13 protein-coding genes and 1 tRNA gene are annotated in these 17,027 nt (G+C 58.8%); 9 read left to right on the forward strand and 5 right to left on the reverse strand.

Annotated features, from left to right (window positions below; translation table 11 throughout):
• Positions 1-21: 21 nt before the first annotated feature.
• Entirely contained in the window at positions 22-1,047 is a 1,026-nt protein-coding gene (gene tsaD / locus AC1DRN_RS08935; RefSeq protein WP_223456933.1) for a tRNA (adenosine(37)-N6)-threonylcarbamoyltransferase complex transferase subunit TsaD, read from the reverse strand.
• 199 nt (positions 1,048-1,246) lie between these two features.
• On the opposite strand from tsaD, the gene rpsU reads away from it, so the two are divergent.
• From rpsU to AC1DRN_RS08960, 5 genes are all read left to right on the forward strand, one after another.
• Entirely contained in the window at positions 1,247-1,462 is a 216-nt protein-coding gene (rpsU, locus tag AC1DRN_RS08940; RefSeq protein ID WP_002551877.1) for a 30S ribosomal protein S21, read from the forward strand.
• A gap of 459 nt (positions 1,463-1,921) precedes the next feature.
• A complete protein-coding gene (gene dnaG / locus AC1DRN_RS08945) occupies positions 1,922-3,889 on the forward strand; it encodes a DNA primase (protein ID WP_223456932.1) in 1,968 nt (655 codons plus the stop codon).
• Between the two features lie 67 nt (positions 3,890-3,956).
• On the forward strand, positions 3,957-5,804 hold the full coding sequence (gene rpoD, locus AC1DRN_RS08950; RefSeq protein WP_223456930.1) for an RNA polymerase sigma factor RpoD: 1,848 nt from the start codon (positions 3,957-3,959) through the stop codon (positions 5,802-5,804).
• 122 nt (positions 5,805-5,926) lie between these two features.
• Positions 5,927-9,673 (forward strand): bifunctional diguanylate cyclase/phosphodiesterase, encoded by a 3,747-nt coding sequence (locus AC1DRN_RS08955; RefSeq protein ID WP_477786672.1) that lies wholly within the window; start codon positions 5,927-5,929, stop codon positions 9,671-9,673.
• 15 nt (positions 9,674-9,688) lie between these two features.
• Positions 9,689-9,765: transfer RNA gene (locus tag AC1DRN_RS08960), tRNA-Ile, on the forward strand.
• A gap of 161 nt (positions 9,766-9,926) precedes the next feature.
• Here AC1DRN_RS08960 and AC1DRN_RS08965 read toward each other — a convergent pair.
• Genes AC1DRN_RS08965 through AC1DRN_RS08975 form a run of 3 tightly spaced genes read right to left on the reverse strand, consistent with a single transcriptional unit; the run spans position 9,927 to position 12,092 of the window.
• Complete coding sequence (locus tag AC1DRN_RS08965; protein WP_223456926.1) at positions 9,927-10,598, reverse strand: serine/threonine protein phosphatase; 672 nt, start codon at positions 10,596-10,598, stop codon at positions 9,927-9,929.
• Positions 10,595-11,296: a hypothetical protein gene (locus AC1DRN_RS08970; RefSeq protein ID WP_223456924.1), complete on the reverse strand. Its 702-nt coding sequence runs from the start codon at positions 11,294-11,296 to the stop codon at positions 10,595-10,597. Before AC1DRN_RS08970 ends, AC1DRN_RS08965 begins: the two co-directional genes overlap by 4 nt.
• A gap of 1 nt (position 11,297) precedes the next feature.
• Positions 11,298-12,092: a MarR family transcriptional regulator gene (locus tag AC1DRN_RS08975; RefSeq protein WP_411740679.1), complete on the reverse strand. Its 795-nt coding sequence runs from the start codon at positions 12,090-12,092 to the stop codon at positions 11,298-11,300.
• A gap of 528 nt (positions 12,093-12,620) precedes the next feature.
• Here AC1DRN_RS08975 and AC1DRN_RS08980 point away from each other — a divergent pair.
• Positions 12,621-12,929 carry a DUF3077 domain-containing protein gene (locus AC1DRN_RS08980; RefSeq protein ID WP_223456922.1) on the forward strand — a complete coding sequence of 103 codons (309 nt, stop codon included), beginning with the start codon at positions 12,621-12,623 and terminating at the stop codon, positions 12,927-12,929.
• A gap of 91 nt (positions 12,930-13,020) precedes the next feature.
• Here AC1DRN_RS08980 and AC1DRN_RS08985 read toward each other — a convergent pair whose 3' ends face one another.
• Positions 13,021-13,701 (reverse strand): zinc metalloprotease, encoded by a 681-nt coding sequence (locus tag AC1DRN_RS08985; RefSeq protein WP_223456920.1) that lies wholly within the window; start codon positions 13,699-13,701, stop codon positions 13,021-13,023.
• 129 nt (positions 13,702-13,830) lie between these two features.
• Between AC1DRN_RS08985 and AC1DRN_RS08990 the strand changes: the two genes are divergently transcribed.
• From AC1DRN_RS08990 to AC1DRN_RS09000, 3 genes are all read left to right on the forward strand, one after another.
• Entirely contained in the window at positions 13,831-14,292 is a 462-nt protein-coding gene (locus AC1DRN_RS08990; protein WP_007980298.1) for an Lrp/AsnC family transcriptional regulator, read from the forward strand.
• A gap of 222 nt (positions 14,293-14,514) precedes the next feature.
• On the forward strand, positions 14,515-16,197 hold the full coding sequence (locus AC1DRN_RS08995) for a flavin monoamine oxidase family protein (protein ID WP_477786673.1): 1,683 nt from the start codon (positions 14,515-14,517) through the stop codon (positions 16,195-16,197).
• A gap of 12 nt (positions 16,198-16,209) precedes the next feature.
• Positions 16,210-17,004: a carbon-nitrogen hydrolase family protein gene (locus AC1DRN_RS09000; RefSeq protein ID WP_223456916.1), complete on the forward strand. Its 795-nt coding sequence runs from the start codon at positions 16,210-16,212 to the stop codon at positions 17,002-17,004.
• The last annotated feature ends 23 nt before the right edge of the window (positions 17,005-17,027 follow it).

Here is a 17,027-nt window from a genome sequence, read left to right on the forward strand (position 1 = left end):
GCCGGGCATGAGCGCCATTCATCACAACGCCGACAACTGCTCCATCGGCCAACGCGCCTGCACACTGATCGCCAGGCTTTCCTGCTGACCGGCCTGCAAGCGCTGGCAGCCGGCAAAGGCGATCATCGCGCCGTTATCGGTGCAGAACTGCGGACGGGCATAAAACACATCGCCCTTCATGTCGCCGAGCATTTTTTCCAGGGAAGTGCGCAACGCCTTGTTGGCACTGACGCCCCCAGCGATCACCAGGCGCTTCATGCCGGCGGCTTTCAGGGCGCGCTTGCACTTGATGGTCAAAGTCTCCACCACGGCCTGCTGGAACGCCAGCGCGATGTCGCATTGGGCTTGCTGGCCGTCGTCCCCGGCGCTGACGCACTGCTGCCAGGTGTTCAACGCAAAAGTTTTCAGGCCGCTGAAGCTGAAATCCAGGCCCGGGCGGTCGCACATCGGACGCGGGAAGACAAAACGTCCTGCAACGCCATGCTCTGCAAGGCGAGCGATCTCCGGTCCGCCCGGATAATTGAGGCCCATCATCTTGGCCGTCTTGTCGAAGGCTTCGCCGGCAGCGTCATCCAGGGTTTCGCCCAGGAGCGTGTACTGACCAATTCCGTCGACCTGAACCAGTTGCGTATGGCCACCCGACACCAACAAAGCGACGAACGGGAATTCCGGCGGTTGCGACTCCAGCATTGGTGCCAGCAAGTGGCCTTCCATGTGATGCACGCCAAGGGCCGGAATACCCCAGGCAAAGGCCAGCGCCTGAGCACAGGAAGCCCCTACCAGCAACGCGCCCACCAGACCAGGACCCGCGGTGTAGGCGATCGCATCGATCTCGGTCGGCACGCAGTCGGCCTCAGCCAACACCTGACGGATCAAGGGCAGCATGCGTTTGACGTGATCGCGCGAAGCCAGCTCCGGCACCACACCGCCATAGGCACGGTGCAGGTCGATCTGACTGAACAGCGCGTCAGCCAGCAGGCCGCGTTCACTGTCGTAAAGTGCGACACCGGTTTCGTCGCAGGAGGTTTCTAATCCCAGTACTAGCATGGGTTTGCGCCTTGTTTAGGCTGAATTCGAAGGCGCGCATAATAGTCGTCGCGTGATGCCCCGACCAGCGGTTTTCGATCAGAGGCTTTGCATTCCGAGCGTTGAGGGGTTAACATCCGCAACCCTTAAAAACCGACGTCTTCAAGTGCTCTTTTGCCGCGAGGATGTTGACCCCGGTAATGAATGAAGGTAGCTCTGGATGCCAGCCGTCAAAGTAAAAGAGAACGAACCCTTCGACGTAGCTCTGCGTCGTTTCAAGCGCTCCTGCGAAAAAGCCGGTGTACTGGCTGAAGTTCGTAGCCGCGAATTTTACGAGAAGCCAACTTCTGAGCGTAAGCGCAAAGCAGCAGCCGCTGTTAAGCGTCACGCCAAGAAAGTTCAGCGCGAACAGCGCCGCGCCGTTCGTCTGTACTAATACACAGACGATCGTAGCAAGCTTCTGCCAAGCCCGGCCCTCAGCCGGGCTTATGGCATTGCGTAAAACGCTTGATGCTTCACTGTCAAAGCCGCAGACGCGACCGAGACAAATCTGCTTCACCGCGTCAGACCTGGCTCTTTTGCCAGCGGTGCACGTCTTTTCTGACGAGCCTTTCAAGGCTACTGACGAGCACACCCACTGATTCCTCTCACGACGATCAGCCCAAGGCACCTGCTTGCGTGCCAGATGATGAGCTATCCGGGGCCTATGATTGGCCGCAGCGGATTCAGCGCAACACATTCAAACAGTCGAATACTGATTGGCATTAACGTCAGTGGATTTTCGGCAGATACACTTCCCGATAGCGATTACGCAGACGACACTGGTCGAGCCGCACACTTTGCGCGCCTCAAACAATGTTTCGGACCCCTTTTCAGCGCAGATGACGAGAACGCCATGGCCGGGCTAATTCCCCAGAGCTTCATTGACGACCTTCTGAACCGCACCGACATCGTCGATGTGGTCAGCTCGCGCCTGCAATTGAAAAAGGCCGGCAAGAACCACACCGCCTGCTGCCCGTTCCACAAAGAAAAGACTCCGTCATTCAGCGTCAGCCCCGACAAGCAGTTCTATTACTGCTTCGGCTGCGGCGCTGGCGGCAACGCCCTCGGCTTCATCATGGACCACGACAACCTGGATTTCGTCCAGGCGGTCGAAGAACTGGCCAAAGCCGCCGGCATGGAAATTCCCCGCGAAGAAAGCGGCCGCCCGCACAAACCGCGGCAGCCGACTGATTCGCCGCTGTATCCGCTGCTCACCGCTGCCGCCGACTTTTATCGCCAAGCCCTGAAAAGCCATCCATCGCGCAAGGCCGCCGTGGACTATCTGAAAGGGCGCGGGCTGACCGGCGAAATTGCCAGGGACTTCGGCCTCGGCTTTGCTCCACCTGGCTGGGACAACCTGTTCAAGCACTTGAGCAGCGATACCCTGCAACAAAAAGCCATGATCGATGCCGGCCTGCTGATCGAAAACGCCGAAAGCGGCAAACGCTACGACCGTTTCCGCGACCGCGTGATGTTTCCGATCCGCGACAGTCGCGGCCGCGTCATCGCCTTCGGTGGCCGGGTATTGGGCGACGACAAGCCGAAGTACCTGAACTCCCCGGAAACCCCGGTTTTCCATAAAGGCCAGGAACTCTACGGCCTGTACGAAGCACGCAAGACCAACCGCAACCTCGACGAAATAATCGTCGTCGAGGGCTACATGGACGTCATTGCCCTGGCCCAGCAAGGCCTGCGCAATGCCGTCGCGACCCTGGGCACCGCCACCAGCGAGGAACACCTCAAGCGGCTGTTTCGCGTCGTGCCCAGCGTGCTGTTCTGCTTCGACGGCGACCAGGCCGGCCGCAATGCGGCATGGCGGGCCTTGGAGGCGACACTTTCGAGCCTGCAGGACGGTCGTCGTGCACGCTTTCTGTTCCTGCCCGAAGGCGAAGACCCGGACACCCTGGTCCGCTCTGAAGGCACCGATGCCTTCCGCGCACGGATCAACCAGCACGCGCAGCCTCTGGCCGATTATTTCTTCCAGCAGCTGACGGAAGAAGCCGACCCGCGCTCGCTCGAGGGCAAGGCCCACATGGCCACCCTCGCCGCGCCACTGATCGACAAAGTCCCGGGCGCCAACCTGCGCACCCTGATGCGTCAGCGCCTGAGCGAAATCACCGGCCTGAGCGGCGAAGCGGTGAGTCAATTGGCACAAAGCGCCCCGCAAGAAGCGCCGCCGGCTTACGACCCGAGCATCGATTACGACGCRATGCCCGATTACAGCGACTATCATCAGCCGCAGGCACAGGAAATGTATGCGCCGCAGCAGGAATGGACGCCGAAGAAACCCGGTGCAGGAGGCAAGAAATGGGACAAGAAACCGTGGGACAAGAATGGCAAACGGGGCGGTGATCGCGATCAACCCCGCACGCCACGGGTGCCCGCCGCCGTAGAACCGCCGACCCTCGCCGCCTTGCGCACGTTGCTGCATCACCCGCAACTGGCCGAAAAAGTCGAGGATGCCGGGCACTTCGCCGCCGAGGATCACACCAACACGCAATTGCTGGTGGCGCTGCTCGAAGCTGTGCAGAAGAATCCCAAGCTAAACTCAATTCAACTGATCGCGCGCTGGCACGGCACAGAACAGGGCCGCTTGCTCAAGGCCCTGGCGGAAAAGGAATGGCTGATTGATGGAGATAACCTTGAACAACAGTTTTTCGACACCATTACTAGCTTGTCAGCCCGCCAACGCGAGCGAAACCTGGAACAACTTCTGCGAAAAGCGCGTCAAAGCGAATTGACCAGCGAAGAGAAAAATCAACTGCGCGACCTCTTGAGTCGCAATGTTTCCGCATCAAACCCGACCTCAACTGGCGCGTGAGGTCATTGCTCAGGTATAATCCTCGGCTTGTTTTTTGCCCGCCAAGACCTTCAGTGGATAGGGTGTTATGTCCGGAAAAGCGCAACAGCAGTCTCGTATCAAAGAGTTGATCACCCTTGGTCGTGAGCAGGGCTACCTGACTTACGCGGAGGTCAACGACCACCTGCCGGAGGATATTTCAGATCCGGAACAGGTGGAAGACATCATCCGCATGATCAATGACATGGGGATCAACGTATTCGAGGTTGCGCCAGATAAGGATTCCCTTATGCTGGCCGACGCCGATACCGACGAAGCCGCAGCCGAAGAGGCCGCTGCAGCGTTGGCTGCGGTCGAGACCGACATTGGTCGCACTACCGACCCGGTGCGCATGTACATGCGCGAAATGGGTACGGTGGAGCTCCTCACGCGTGAAGGCGAAATCGAAATCGCCAAGCGTATTGAAGAGGGCATCCGTGAGGTGATGAGCGCAATCGCGCACTTCCCTGGCACGGTTGATCATATTCTCTCCGAGTACACCCGCGTCACCACCGAAGGTGGTCGCCTGTCTGACGTCCTGAGCGGTTATATCGACCCGGACGACGGCATCGCGCCACCTGCGGCAGAAGTGCCGCCGCCGATCGACGCGAAGGCCGCAAAAGCGGACGACGACTCTGACGACGATGACGCCGAAGCCTCGGATGACGAAGAAGAAGCCGAAAGCGGTCCGGATCCGATCATCGCTGCTCAGCGCTTTGGCGCTGTGGCCGATCAGATGGAAATCACCCGCAAGGCGCTGAAAAAGCACGGTCGCAACAATAAGGCAGCAATTGCCGAGCTGTTGGCCCTGGCCGAGCTGTTCATGCCGATCAAACTGGTGCCGAAGCAATTCGAAGGCCTGGTCGAGCGTGTTCGCAGTGCCCTGGATCGCCTGCGTCAGCAAGAGCGCGCAATCATGCAGCTCTGCGTTCGTGATGCACGCATGCCGCGTGCCGATTTCCTGCGCCAGTTCCCGGGCAACGAAGTCGACGAAAGCTGGACTGATGCCCTGGCCAAAGGCAAAGGCAAATACGCCGAAGCCATTGGTCGTCTGCAGCCGGACATCATCCGTTGCCAGCAGAAGCTGACCGCGCTGGAAACCGAAACCGGTTTGACCATCGCCGAGATCAAGGACATCAACCGTCGCATGTCGATCGGTGAGGCCAAGGCCCGCCGCGCGAAGAAAGAGATGGTTGAAGCCAACTTGCGTCTGGTGATCTCGATCGCCAAGAAGTACACCAACCGTGGCCTGCAATTCCTCGATCTGATCCAGGAAGGCAACATCGGCTTGATGAAAGCGGTAGACAAGTTCGAATACCGCCGCGGCTACAAATTCTCGACTTATGCCACCTGGTGGATCCGTCAGGCGATCACTCGCTCGATCGCCGACCAGGCCCGCACCATCCGTATTCCGGTGCACATGATCGAGACGATCAACAAGCTCAACCGCATTTCCCGGCAGATGCTGCAGGAAATGGGTCGCGAACCGACCCCGGAAGAGCTGGGCGAACGCATGGAAATGCCTGAGGACAAAATCCGCAAGGTATTGAAGATCGCAAAAGAGCCGATCTCCATGGAAACCCCGATCGGTGATGACGAAGACTCCCATCTGGGTGACTTCATCGAAGACTCGACCATGCAGTCGCCAATCGATGTTGCAACCGTTGAGAGCCTTAAAGAAGCGACTCGCGAAGTGCTGTCCGGCCTCACTGCCCGTGAAGCCAAGGTACTGCGCATGCGCTTCGGTATCGACATGAATACCGACCACACCCTCGAAGAGGTTGGTAAGCAGTTCGACGTGACCCGTGAGCGGATTCGTCAGATCGAAGCCAAGGCGCTGCGCAAGCTGCGCCACCCGACGAGAAGCGAGCATCTGCGCTCCTTCCTCGACGAGTGATCACAGAACCCCCGGCCCAGGCCGGGGGTTTTGCTTTGTACAGATTAAATCCCCCCGCTCCCCCCCTCCGCCCTGTAGCCGTCTACACTCGAAACATTCCCCCGAGCCATAACGAGACCGTTATGCCCAGACTGCCGACCGTGCTTTTTTTGCTGTCGCTGATGACCTGGACCGCAACGGCTGGCGCGCTGACTCTAACCGACGAAGAACGTAGCTGGCTGGCGGCTCACCCGGACTTGCGCCTGGGTGTCGATGCATCATGGCCGCCCTTCGAGTTTCGCGACGATGAGGGCCGCTACCAGGGCCTTGCCGCGGATTACATCGAGGTCATCCGCAAAAGGCTGGCAATCCGGCTCACCCCCATCGAGCCAGTGAGCTGGACCGCCGTCCTGGAACAAGCCAAAAAGGGCAAACTGGACCTGCTACCGGGCATCATGTCGACCCCGGAACGCCAGAAATACCTGTCGTTCACCCGTCCCTATCTGGATTTTCCGATTGTCATCCTGGCCCATGTCGGGGGCCCCCAGCCACATAACCTGCAAGAACTGTACGGACTGAAAATCGCCGTGGTGGAAAACTACGCCCCCCACGAGCTGCTGCGCACCCACCATCCCGACCTGAACCTGGTAGCGATGCCCAACGTCAGCTCGGCATTGCAGGCACTGGCCACTGACGCAGTGGACGCAGTGGTGGGCGATCTGGCGTCCAGCGTCTGGAGCCTGCGCCAACTCAGGCTCGATGGGTTGTATGTCAGCGGTGAAACCCCCTATCGCTATCAACTGGCCATGGCGGTACCTCGCAACAACCAAATGCTCGTCGGTATTCTCGACAAAGTCCTGGCAGACATGAGCCCCGCTGAAGTCAGCGCCATTCAAGAGCATTGGGTCGGCAACGTCCTCGATCATCGAACTTTCTGGAATGACCTGCTGGTGTATGGCCTGCCCGGATTGCTGCTGCTGACTACCGTACTGGCGGTGGTTATCCGCATCAACCGCCGCTTGAGCTCGGAAATCGCCCGCCGGGTCGACCTTRAACAGGAACTGCGCAGCAGCGAATACCACTACCGCGGCCTGGTGGAGAGCCTGTCGGCCATCGCCTGGGAAGCAAAAGTCACCGACTTCACCTACAGCTATGTATCGCCCCACGCCGAAGACCTTCTCGGTTATCCCCTGTCCCATTGGCTGATTCCGGGCTTCTGGCGCAACATCATTCACCCCGCCGACCTGACCCGCGCCCAGACCTTCTGCGATCACGAAGTGCTGGCCGGGCGCGATCACCGCCTCGACTACCGGGTGATCACCGCCGACGGCCGCTGCCTGTGGGTGCGCGATATCGTCAGCCTGATCGAACACGGGCATGAGCCGGTGCTGCGCGGGTTGATGATCGATATCACCGACGCCAAGCGCACCGAAGAAGCATTGCGCCTGTCGGAACAGAAATTCGCATCCGTGTTCCAGCAATGCCCGGACATTCTGGTGATCGCGCGCCTGAGCGACGGTTGCCTGCTGGAAGTCAACGAAGCATTCGAAGAACAGATCGGCCTCAAGGCCGAGGACGTCGTTGGCCAGACCGCCACCAACCTGAACATCTGGGGGATTCCCGGTGTTGGACCAGGCCTGTTGCAACGCTTGCAGGCCGGCAGCATCCGCAACCTGGAAATGCCCTTTCGTCGCAGCAACGGCCAGGTGTTTACCGGCCTGATCTCTGCAGAACCGTTCAACCTCGACATGACACCGGCACTGGTGGTCGTGGTGCGGGATATCACCCAGCTCAAGGAAACCCAGCAACAGCTGCAAACTTCCGAAGAAAAATTCGCCAAGGCCTTCCATGCCTCCCCCGACGGCTTGCTGCTGTCCCGGCAAAGCGATGGCTTGCTGTTGGAGGTCAACGAGGGTTTTAGCCGCATCACCGGGTTCAACAGCGCCATGTCGGTGGATCGTTCAGCGCTGGACCTGGGAATCTGGGTCAACCTCAATGAACGCAAGCAAATGCTCGATCTGCTGCACCGCGACGGTTTTGTTCGCGATTTCAGCTGCCATATCCGCCGCAGCGACGGGCTGATCCGCCTTTGTGAAGTGTCCAGCCGTCCGCTGCCGATTGGCGATGAGGACTGCATGCTGACCATCGCCCGGGACATCACCGAGCGGCACCTGATGCAGGAAAAACTGCAACAGGCCGCCACCGTGTTCGAAAGCACCGCCGAAGGCGTGTTGATCACCGATACCCAACAGCACATCAGCGCGGTCAACCGTGCGTTTACCGAAATCACCGGTTACAGCGAAAGCGAAGCGCTGGGCCACACGCCGCGCCTGCTCGCCTCGGGCCTGCATGACAGCGCATTCTACGCGGCCATGTGGCATCAATTGACCGCCGAAGGTCATTGGCAAGGCGAGATTTCCAATCGGCGCAAGAATGGCGAGCTGTACCCGAGCTGGCTGACCATCAGTGCCGTGCGCAACCGCGACAAGTTCATCACCCACTTTGTCGCGGTGTTCGCCGACATTTCCAGCCTCAAGCATGCCCAGGCCAAACTCGACTACCAGGCACACCACGACCCGCTGACCGGCCTGCCAAACCGCACACTATTCGAAAGCCGCTTGCTGACTGCGCTCAACAGCCAGCAGGAAAACGGTGGCCAGGGCGCTGTGCTGTTCCTCGACCTCGACCGCTTCAAGCACATCAACGACAGCCTCGGCCACCCGGTCGGCGACCTGCTGCTCAAGGGCATTGCCGTACGCCTCAAGGAGCAGTTGCGCGATATCGACACCGTAGCGCGCCTGGGCGGTGACGAATTCATTATCCTGCTGCCGGGCCTGCAACAATCCAGCGATGCCGACCACATCGCCACCAAGTTGCTCAATTGTTTCGCCGCGCCGTTCCAGGCCGGCGAACACGAGTTTTTCATCAGCGCCAGCATCGGCACAAGCCTCTATCCGAAGGATGGTTGCGACGTTGCCACACTGATCAAGAACGCCGACGCCGCGATGTACCGCTCCAAGGCCAAGGGCCGCAACCGTGTCGAAAGCTACACCCGCGACCTCACCGCCCAGGCCAGCGAACGCGTGGCACTGGAACACGAACTGCGCCGCGCCATCGAACGCAATGAGTTGCACCTGTGCTACCAACCGAAAATCAGCCTCGAAGACTACAGCCTGGTCGGTGCCGAAGCCCTGATCCGTTGGCGCCATCCGACCTTTGGCGACGTGCCGCGAGAACACTTCATCCCGCTGGCTGAAGAAAACGGCATGATCCTGCAAATCGGCGACTGGGTCCTGGAAACCGCCTGCCGGCAGATGGCCGAATGGCACCGGCTGTACAGAAGTCCCGGCCCGCTGTCGGTCAACCTTGCCGGCGCCCAATTGCGCCAACCCAACCTGCTGGGCCGTATCGAGCAGCTACTCAAGGACAACGGCCTCAACCCCGGCTTCCTGCAACTGGAAATCACCGAAAACTTCATCATGAGCCAGGCCGAAGAAGCGCTGGCGGTGCTGCACCAACTCAAACATCTGGGCGTGCAACTGGCCATCGATGACTTCGGCACCGGTTACTCGTCCCTGAGTTACCTCAAGCGTCTGCCACTGGACATCCTCAAGATCGATCAGTCCTTCGTCCGCGGCCTGCCGGACGATCCCCATGATGCGGCGATCGTCCGGGCCATCATAGCGCTCGGACGCAGCATGCCATTCACCGTGATTGCCGAAGGGGTCGAGACCCTGGCGCAACAACAATTCCTCGCCGCTGAGGGCTGCGAACAAATCCAGGGCTACATCGTCAGCCTGCCCCTGACGGCGGACGAATTTGCCGCGACATTTCTTCGTACAACCGTAATGGTTTTTTCAGATAGCACAGCCGCGAAACCGTCGTTATAATCCGCGGCCTACTGAGGGCCTATAGCTCAGTTGGTTAGAGCAGAGGACTCATAATCCTTTGGTCCACGGTTCAAGTCCGTGTGGGCCCACCAAACAAGAAAGCCGCGTTTTTACGCGGCTTTTTCGTGTCTGGTCGGTGGGAGCGACTGGAACTCTTCAGCTGGAATGACTTCGGCCCCATTTCAAGCCCTTCGACCCACTTCATACGCAAGTGGCGCGCCTTCAATGAAAAAACCGGCCAGCTCGCAATGTTTTACAGCCTCACATCAATCCAAGTCACATCATCGTCTACATCAGTGATTGCAATGGCAGGAGCTGCAAGCACGTCATCCTGTCGAGCGTCGGTCAGCTCCGCCCAAAAGCCATCCGTTGCGAACACCAGGCGCTCGCCTGCAGCCACTGAACGGAAAACAAAATCTGGATCCGGGGAACGGTTGGCCCTATAGCAACGGGTGATCAGATGGCGGGCCGGATCAAGCGCAAGTTCCCGATGTGATCGGTCGCGCCTCCAGTTCGCCTTGCAATGCGGTGGTGTGAACCACTCGATTCCACCCTCCGCACCGGCAACACCACATGAACAGTCGCCCTCATATGCAAGGGTGAGCTGCCCATGAGAAGCAATACCAACCAAGTAGCTTGTTGTACCGGTCTGCTTAGCAAACAGTGGAGCGTGTAAATCTGTAAGTACAGACCGTAGCAGCTGCTGGACGTCACTATGAGTAGTGTCTTCAGCGCCTTGACTAATACGGGCCTGGCAGGCATCCATCACTGCTTGCACAAATCCATGGGCCAACTGGCCGCTACCGGGCTTCGAAGTGCCATCCACGACAACAAACAGCCCCCTCACGCCATCGAATACCGCGCCAGCGCAATCATGGTTGGCTTCTCGGGCTCGCCCTTTTACCGATCTGATTTCGTATCTCATGCGAGCAGGCTCAGATCCTTCATACGCTGATGGATGAGCATGCCACGAGCGGGGTTTGCCCGAACCGAGCCTGAGCTTTGAATCGCATAGTCGATGCCACTGAGCCTAAGCAGCTCACCAACTCCCTTGGCGATGAACTGCAGCAATTCAGTTTCCGCCCCTCGGACCTCCTCCAACAGCTCCGGACGCCCATCAATCAGGATAACGATGTCCTCAACATCCTTGTGATAAGGATCGCCTTCTCCGCGCCCGCTGAAGGCTTCCAGCTTCGTAGCAAGAAAGTAAGTCGACTTGAAGATCTGTATCTCCAGACCACTGGGTAGCGCGAACTTCACAGCGTGAGCGAGCCCTTCCACGAACCAACGGTTCGCATAGCCGAGAACAGCCGGATCCGAAGGCATCACATCCACGATGACATCGTTGAAACGAAATCGACAGTTGACCTCGTCTTCCCCTGTGATTTTGAATTTTTTGGCCGCCAGGCGTTCTGTGAGGCGTTGCCAGGCACTAACACCCGCCAACTCGATTACCAAGTCGACATCATCAGTAAACCGGATGTCATCCATGACAGCGGTGTCGGTCACCAGCATTGCCGTCGTGCATCCACCGACAAAGGCAACTTCAGTCAATAATTCTTTGCCCAGACCTTCAGCCACATACTCGATCAGCTCGTAATTATGGTCAGCATTTGAAGCCATCTTATTTCAGCCCCATCCCTGCCTTGAGTATGTTGACCGCTACTGCGCACTCTCTCGGTCCGCCAACGCGGATCGCATCAACGAGCGCCAAGTAATGATAAAGGGTTCGGTCCTTCTTCACCGCGTCTGGAACGGTTTTGTAGAGCGGCTCAATCGCCTGACCGCGCTCACTCCCGAAAGCATCAGGCCAAACTGGAATGAGCCCACCCGCACTTTTAAGGCTCTTGGACAGCGCCGGCGCTGCAAAGCCGGTGGGGATGCCGCGAACAATTGCACCTGGCTTTACCGGGTAAAAGTATTTGAGGGCATGCTCCGTGATTTTCACGAGCTCTCGGCGGTTCACCTTCGGAAGAGCGGTGTCGTAGTCGTTGGTGAGCAACCCCGCCTCACGACACCGTGCCATCGAGTTCGAAACCTCACTTTTACTCAGGCCAAGAGATGCCGAGAGTGCGCGCAAGGAGTAACTTTCAATCCAGCTCGACACTGGAGGGGATGGAACCGCGTCCGACCACCCCTCCCACTTGTCAGCATCGCCCCTGGGGTTATCAAGCTCCTGCACGCGATAAACTGTGTCTTCAGGATCAGGATTGTGAGCAGCCAATGCGCGACCCACCGGATCGCCAGCCACCATTGGTGGGCTCACACCGGGTTCCAGCAGCGGTTCAAATAAATCCGCCATTGACTCCGATTCCATTCTTCCAAATAGCTTCTCCTCCTGCGCGTGGAGGCTAGCCATTTTAAAAAGAAGCAAAATATCTTGACTCTTCATGAACTCCAAAAGCCCCACTGTCCACATTCCATAAAACGTGGACACTTGTCGCACAAGAAAAGTTTTCCAGTCAAGCCATTTTACGACCGCCCCGATTATCGTGTCGGTACTGATTGGAGGCTGTGCGACCGCACTTGGGCTTATACGTAAAACTTAAACGCCTCGTTCATATGCCGCTGTTTTGCCTGATTGTTTAGTTTTGTTTACTTAAGGTGTCGAAATATCAGATGACGCCTTAGGACCTTGTAGGCAAACTCCGAATCTTCTATTTGGGCACATTGCCGCCTTGTTGCGCGTTTCTTCGACGGGATAGTCTCCGGACGTCGCTGACCATTCAGCGATCGGGCTTGGAAACCCGTCGGATCACAGTGCAACAGTACTCCTACCACGATTCCAGACGTTTTTTACTACTGCGAATTTTGTGTTATGGCAGCTGTGTGCGGGACGCCTTCGGGCGTGCCGGTTCTGTGGTCCCCGGTTTTCCAACCTGCGCACAGCCGCCACCCATTCGCTTGGAAACGAACGTGGCGACTACTCTAATCTTGGAGTACGACCATGACTAAAACTGATCCGCCCTCGCCCTCAGAACTCAAAACCATCGGTTTCACCCCCTTCCTGTATCTCTCGAATCAACCCCTGTTCCACGTCTGCCGCGACGTCCCCATCGCCGACGCCCTGGCCCAAGCCTCCGACCTGCTGTTCCTCGCCAAGTCCCTGACCATTGACGCCGCCTACGCCCAAGACTCCGACCGCCACGCCTGGGCCGCGCATTACCTGACGACGATGAGCAAAGCGGTGATTGATGATGTGGCGAAAGTGCTGACGCGGCGGTCTGTTCAAACGAGAGCTGAAGCAGATCGATAGAACAACGCGTAATCACGCAGCCTGAAAAGTCCCAAAAAGGGACCGAGCGTTCCCTTTTTGGGACTGATAGCACCAGACTTTTCGCCCTTCGCTACCTCCAGTGCTGAACGACATCGCTGCAGCTGTCAGTCCAAACACGTAACGAAGGTATGGCCTGCACTGCCCGCAGCCGTTCCAGCATCTGCCCCGTCAACACGACCTCATACGTATCCGCCGCCCGCCCCCATTGCTCCACTAGAGCCATACCGTCCACCAGCGCCACAGCCAATTCGGCAATCGTCCCGGCCTGATCCTCGATGATTTTTTGCGTCCGACCCCACACCCGATCAGCCATCGCTTTGAGCTGCGCCGTTATGCGTTCAGACGACGCTGGATCGGTATCGGGATAGGCGATGTTACGCAGCAGATGCTGAAGCTCCCTGATTTTTGCGTAATCCTGTTCCGCCCCTTGCTCGCCTTTGAGGATGGCAGCGGCTTTGCGCTTGTCGACGCGTTTTGCGGCTGAAGGCTTTGAAGGCAGGGTCTGCGCCATTGCGCCAGCCAGGAGCACCATCATCCGGGCTTCCAGATGTTCCTTCATGGCTTCCATCGACGAAATTGGGCGCACCAAGGTAATGGAGGCCCCTCCCTGGTGCCGCAAATCCTTGGTCACTGTCAGCGTCACGCCGCCCGTTTCAAATCCCAGGGCGCGGGCCACCACGTAGTGCCCCATTTCGTGATGGGCGATCTGCAATGCACGGTCCCGCACAGCAGCAGGTAGCTTTGTTGTCATGTCCTTGGCCTCTCACCCTCGACTGCATCAATCTTAGTCGATTGCCCCCCTCTCTTTCGGCCACAAGCGTCGCGTCGAACGAGCCTGTAACATGCTTGACCATTGATTCATGCCTCTGGAGCCACGCCGTTGCCCGACACTCGCCCCCCTGTTCTCGACGAAATCGATCGCCAACTGATCGCAGCCCTGCAGATCAACGCCCGCGAGAGCGTGGCCATGCTTGCCCGGCAGTTGGGCATCGCCCGTACCACGGTCACCTCGCGTCTGGCGCGGCTGGAAAAGGCCAAAGTGATCACCGGCTACGGTGTGCGCCTCGGTCAGCGGGTGGTGGATGGCGGGCTGCAGGCGTATGTCGGGATCACTGTGCAACCGCGTTCCGGCAAGGAGGTGTTGCGACGCCTGAGTGCAATGGCGCAGGTGCAGCAATTGTGTGCGGTGAGTGGCGAGTTTGATTATGTGGCGTGGTTGCGCACCGATTCACCGGAGCAGCTGGATCAGTTGCTGGATCAGATTGGCAGTGTGGATGGGGTGGAGAAGACCACGACCTCGATCATCTTGAGCAGCAAGATTGATCGGGGGCAGCCGGTTTGAGTTTTCAGGCCTGGGTTCATCGGTGACTGAACTGACGCTATCGCGAGCAAGCTCGCTCCCACAGGGGACAGTGTGTATTACCAGATCGTCATATTGACCAATAAAATGGCAAAACGACGACACTTTGCGTCTTATTAACGTGTTCTGTGCTCTCTAGAATGGCTGGCATCTTTTCCTATACTCAGATGCGCATTCCGCGTCGGGTCGCCAGTAAGGTCAGCCATGAACAAGAACAATCGCCATCCTGCAGACGGTAAGAAGCCAGTCACCATTTTCGGCCCGGACTTTCCTTTCGCCTTCGACGACTGGATTGAGCATCCGGCCGGTCTGGGTAGCATTCCCGAGCATAATCACGGTGCCGAAGTGGCGATTGTCGGCGGTGGGATCGCGGGTCTGGTGGCGGCGTATGAGCTGATGAAGCTGGGCCTGAAACCGGTCGTCTACGAAGCCTCGAAAATGGGCGGCCGCCTGCGCTCCCAAGCGTTCAATGGCGCCGAAGGCATCGTTGCCGAGCTGGGCGGGATGCGTTTCCCGGTGTCGTCCACCGCGTTCTATCACTACGTCGACAAGCTGGGTCTTGAAACCAAACCTTTCCCTAACCCGCTGACGCCCGCGTCGGGCAGCACGGTGATCGACCTCGAAGGCCAGACCCATTACGCACAGAAGCTGTCGGACCTTCCTGCACTGTTCCAGGAAGTGGCTGACGCCTGGGCCGATGCCCTGGAAGCCGGTTCGCAGTTCTCCGATATCCAGCAAGCCATTCGTGATCGTGATGTTCCACGCCTGAAAGAGCTGTGGAACACCTTGGTGCCGCTGTGGGACGACCGCACCTTTTACGATTTCGTGGCCACCTCCAAGGCATTCGCCAAGCTCTCGTTCCATCATCGCGAAGTGTTCGGCCAGGTCGGTTTCGGCACCGGCGGCTGGGACTCGGACTTCCCCAACTCGATGCTGGAAATTTTCCGCGTGGTGATGACCAACTGCGACGACCATCAGCATCTGGTGGTCGGCGGTGTAGAACAGGTGCCACAGGGCATCTGGCGCCACGTGCCGGATCGTTGCGCGCATTGGCCGGCCGGCACCAGCCTCAGCTCCCTGCACAACGGCGCACCGCGTACCGGCGTGAAGAAGATCGCCCACGCGCCGGGCGGCCGTTTCGCCGTCACCGACAACTGGGGCGACACCCGCGAATACGCCGCCGTGTTGACCACCTGCCAGAGCTGGCTGCTGACCACCCAGATCGAGTGCGACGAAACCCTGTTCTCGCAAAAGATGTGGATGGCCCTGGACCGCACCCGCTACATGCAGTCGTCGAAGACTTTCGTGATGGTCGACCGCCCGTTCTGGAAGGACAAGGATCCGGAAACCGGCCGCGACCTGATGAGCATGACCCTCACCGATCGCCTGACCCGCGGAACCTACCTGTTCGACAACGGCGACGACAAACCCGGCGTGATTTGCCTCTCGTACTCGTGGATGAGCGACGCGCTGAAAATGCTCCCACMGCCGGTGGAAAAACGCGTGAAACTGGCGCTGGATGCGCTGAAGAAGATCTACCCGAAAGTCGACATTGCAGCGCGGATCATCGGCGACCCGATCACCGTGTCCTGGGAAGCCGACCCGCATTTCCTCGGTGCATTCAAAGGCGCCCTGCCCGGCCATTACCGCTACAACCAGCGCATGTACGCGCACTTCATGCAGGACGACATGCCTGCCGAGCAGCGCGGGATCTTCATCGCCGGTGACGACGTTTCGTGGACGCCGGCCTGGGTTGAGGGCGCGGTGCAGACCTCGCTCAACGCGGTGTGGGGCATCATGAAACACTTCGGCGGTGCAACTCACGCCGAGAATCCGGGTCCAGGAGATGTGTTCAACGAGATCGGACCGATCGCCCTGCCCGAGTAAGAGGAATCCGAAATGCGCGTAGCCCTTTACCAATGTCCACCACTGCCCCTGGATGTCGCCGGCAACCTGCAGCGCGTGCAGCAGCTTGCGCTGGAGGCAAAAGGCGCCGATCTGCTGGTGCTGCCGGAGATGTTCCTGACCGGCTACAACATCGGCGTCGATGCCGTCAGCGTGTTGGCGGAGGTGCATAACGGTGAGTCGGCGCAGCAGATCGCGCGCATTGCCAAGACAGCCGGGATCGCCATCCTGTATGGCTACCCGGAGCGCACCGCCGACGGGCAGATCTACAACGCCGTGCAGTTGATCGATGCTAACGGTGAGCGCATCTGCAACTACCGCAAGACCCATCTGTTCGGCGATCTGGATCACTCGATGTTCAGCGCAGGTTCCGACGAGTTTCCCATCGTTGAGCTCAACGGCTGGAAACTCGGTTTTCTGATCTGCTACGACCTGGAGTTTCCGGAAAACGCCCGACGCCTGGCCCTGGCCGGTGCCGAGCTGATCCTGGTGCCGACCGCGAACATGATTCCGTTCGATTTCGTCGCCGATGTCACCGTGCGCTCCCGCGCCTTCGAAAACCAATGCTATGTGGCTTACGCCAACTACTGCGGCCATGAAGGCGACATCCATTATTGCGGCCAGAGCAGCATCGCCGCTCCGGATGGCAGCCGTATCGCTCAGGCAGGCCTTGATGAAGCATTGATTGTCGGTGAGTTGGATCGTCAGTTGATGGTCGACTCCCGCGCCGCCAATCGCTACCTGATCGATCGTCGTCCCGAGCTTTACGGCGAGCTGAACAAGTCCTAATCCGCTAGCATTGGCACTTCACT

The organism is Pseudomonas sp. P5_B3 (assembly GCF_056400405.1).